The sequence below is a fragment of the Marinilabilia salmonicolor JCM 21150 genome (assembly GCF_000259075.1).
In the GTDB taxonomy this organism is placed as follows: Bacteria; Bacteroidota; Bacteroidia; order Bacteroidales; family Marinilabiliaceae; genus Marinilabilia; species Marinilabilia salmonicolor.
Window position 1 is genome coordinate 1 of the sequence record NZ_AJKI01000049.1, and the last position, 3,544, is coordinate 3,544.

1 tRNA gene and 1 rRNA gene are annotated in these 3,544 nt (G+C 47.9%); both read right to left on the minus strand.

Annotated features, from left to right (window positions below):
* Positions 1-160: 160 nt before the first annotated feature.
* Positions 161-2,982 (minus strand): 23S ribosomal RNA (locus W7W_RS0118995).
* A gap of 253 nt (positions 2,983-3,235) precedes the next feature.
* Positions 3,236-3,312, minus strand: a tRNA-Ile gene (locus tag W7W_RS0119000).
* Positions 3,313-3,544: the final 232 nt, after the last annotated feature.

The following is a 3,544-nucleotide window of genomic DNA, read 5'->3' on the forward strand; positions in this document are numbered from 1 at the left end:
AACCCCTCCCAAGGAGGGGGATTTGGAGGCAATATCGTTAACATATTGGAAAAGATTCAAAAAGCGAACTTACATTTATTGATCATCTATCATTGATAATTGATCATTGTTCACTGCTCATTGCTTTAGTAATGCTTCAATGTGGAGATTTAACTCCCCAACTTAAAAGTTTTGGGTAATTAGTACTGCTCGGCTACATACGTCACCGTATTTACACCTGCAGCCTATCAACGTCGTAATCTGCAACGCCCCTTATATGGAAATCTTATCTTGAGACAGGCTTCGTGCTTAGATGCTTTCAGCACTTATCCCTTCCAGACTTAGCTACTCAGCGATGCTCCTGGCGGAACAACTGATGCACCAGTGGTCTGTCCATCACGGTCCTCTCGTACTAATGACAGGGTCTCTCAAATTTCCTACGCCCACAACAGATAGGGACCGAACTGTCTCACGACGTTCTGAACCCAGCTCGCGTGCCACTTTAATGGGCGAACAGCCCAACCCTTGGGACCTTCTCCAGCCCCAGGATGTGACGAGCCGACATCGAGGTGCCAAACCGCCGCGTCGATATGAGCTCTTGGCGGCGATCAGCCTGTTATCCCCGGAGTACCTTTTATCCTTTGAGCGATGGCCCTTCCATTCGGAACCACCGGATCACTATGCCCTGCTTTCGCACCTGCTCGGCTTGTAGGCCTCACAGTCAAGCTCCCTTGTACCATTATACTCTTCAGACGGTTACCAATCGTCTTGAGGGAACCTTTGGAAGCCTCCGTTACTCTTTTGGAGGCGACCACCCCAGTCAAACTACCCACCAAACAATGTCTCTCACTCTGTGAGATTAGACTCCAAGCAAGTAAAGGGTCGTATTTCAAGGGCGACTCCACGATACCTGGCGATACCGCTTCGAAGTCTCCGACCTATCCTACACATCACTTACCCAAAATCAATGTTAAGTTGCAGTAAAGGTTCACGGGGTCTTTCCGTCCCGTTGCGGGTAACCGGCATCTTCACCGGTACTACAATTTCACCGAGCTCGCGGCTGAGACAGTGCCCAGATCGTTACACCATTCGTGCAGGTCGGAACTTACCCGACAAGGAATTTCGCTACCTTAGGACCGTTATAGTTACGGCCGCCGTTTACCGGGGCTTCAATTCAATGCTTCGCCGAAACTAACATCTCCTCTTAACCTTCCGGCACCGGGCAGGTGTCAGGCCTTATACATCATCTTACGATTTAGCAAAGCCATGTGTTTTTGGTAAACAGTCGCCTGGGCCATTTCTCTGCGCCCCAATATATACCGAAATATATACCGGGGGTCCTTTCTCCCGAAGTTACAGGACTAATTTGCCTAGTTCCTTGGCCGCGGATCACTCGAGCGCCTTAGTATACTCAACCCAACTACGTGTGTCCGTTTACGGTACGGGCCGCTATACTCGCTTTTCTTGGAAGTCATTACTTGTCTTCGCTTCGGCCGTAGCCTAGGCTCAGGGCGCTATTCCGTCAGCGCTCAGACACCTGGTGACCCCGTCACTTTTATTGTATAGCGGGTGCAGGAATGTTGACCTGCTTGCCATCGGCTTCCCCATTCGGGTTATCCTTAGGTCCCGACTGACCCTGATCCGATTAGCGTTGATCAGGAATCCTTAGTCTTTCGGCGTGAAGGTCTCTCACCTTCATTATCGTTACTTATGCCTACATTTGCTTTTCCAATCCCTCCACAATATCTCACAATACTGCTTCAGCGGACTTGGAATGCTCCCCTACCAGTGATAATAAATTATCAATCCACGTCTTCGGTAGCATGCTTTATGCCCGATTATTATCCATGCACGGTCGCTCGACTAGTGAGCTGTTACGCACTCTTTAAATGAGTGGCTGCTTCCAAGCCAACATCCTAGCTGTCTGTGCAACCATACCGCGTTTTCTTCAACTTAGCATACATTTGGGGACCTTAGACGGTGGTCTGGGTTCTTTCCCTCTCGGACACGGACCTTAGCACCCATGCCCTCACTCCTATGAATCATTTAGCACCATTCGGAGTTTGTCAGGAGTTGATAGGCGATGAAACCCTCGCGTCCTATCAGTAGCTCTACCTGTGCTAAACTTTCATAAGGCTGCACCTAAATGCATTTCGGGGAGTACGAGCTATTTCCAGGTTTGATTGGCCTTTCACCCCTACCCACAGTTCATCCAAAAACTTTTCAACGTTTACTGGTTCGGTCCTCCATCCCGTGTTACCGGGACTTCAACCTGACCATGGGTAGATCACCTGGTTTCGCGTCTATCCCTACCGACTCTCTCGCCCTGTTCAGACTCGCTTTCGCTTCGGCTGCGTATCTTGAAATACTTAACCTTGCCGGTAAGGAATAACTCGTAGGCTCATTATGCAAAAGGCACGCCGTCACCCAACTTGTGGGCTTCGACTGCTTGTAGGCGCACGGTTTCAGGTACTTTTTCACTCCCCTGCCAGGGGTGCTTTTCACCTTTCCCTCACGGTACTTGTTCACTATCGGTCTCTCAGGAGTATTTAGCCTTACCGGATGGTCCCGGCTAATTCAGACAGGATTTCTCGTGTCCCGTCCTACTCAGGATACTGCTAGTTGATTAAACACTTACATGTACGGGATTATCACCCTCTTTGATGCAACTTTCCAGTTGCTTCCATTTCGTCTTTAATCCTCACAACGCAGTCCTATTACCCCATCATTGCCTAAACAACAATGGTTTGGGCTAATCCCCGTTCGCTCGCCGCTACTAGGAGAATCACTTTTGTTTTCTATTCCTCCGGGTACTTAGATGTTTCAGTTCTCCGGGTTCGCCTCCATCTCTGGATACTGTGTCTTCAACACAGTGGGTTGCCCCATTCGGATATTCACGGATCAATGGTTATTTGCACCTCCCCATGACTTTTCGCAGCTTATCACGTCCTTCTTCGCCTCTGAGAGCCAAGGCATCCGCCATGCGCCCTTATTTACTTTCTTAGTTGGTGTCTTCTTTCTAACCCGTAGGTGTCGAAAAAAAGACGTACACTAAAGCACTACTACTTTTTTGCAGTGTGCTCGTTTTGCTTTTTGAGTCTTATGTTTTCCAATATGTCAATGAACGTTTCGACCTGTTTTGGTCGCTGTGGTTGTGCTGTTGTTTTACAACAGAATAACCTGGGTTTCCTTTCAACTAAGCAGACGCAACGTGTTGCGTCTCTACTGACTATTCGCTATAAACTATTTACTAAGTTGGTAGTCCCGCGCAGATTTGAACTGCGGACCCCTACATTATCAGTGTAGTGCTCTAACCAACTGAGCTACGGGACTGTTATATCCTCCATAGCTTTAGCACAGGAGGGTAATTGTTTCCCCCTTTTGCAGGCCATATATGGCCTAACTGCTTTTCTCCTGTTGGTCAACTACCTCTATGATTGCGTAAATCAATACCCTTTGGTCATTGATTATTGATCACTGATAATTGGTAATTGTCCATTGTTTTAAGGGAACTAATATAAAAATTAATGCAAAACCAAAGATAAAAGCTTTTCCGGTCTCCTTC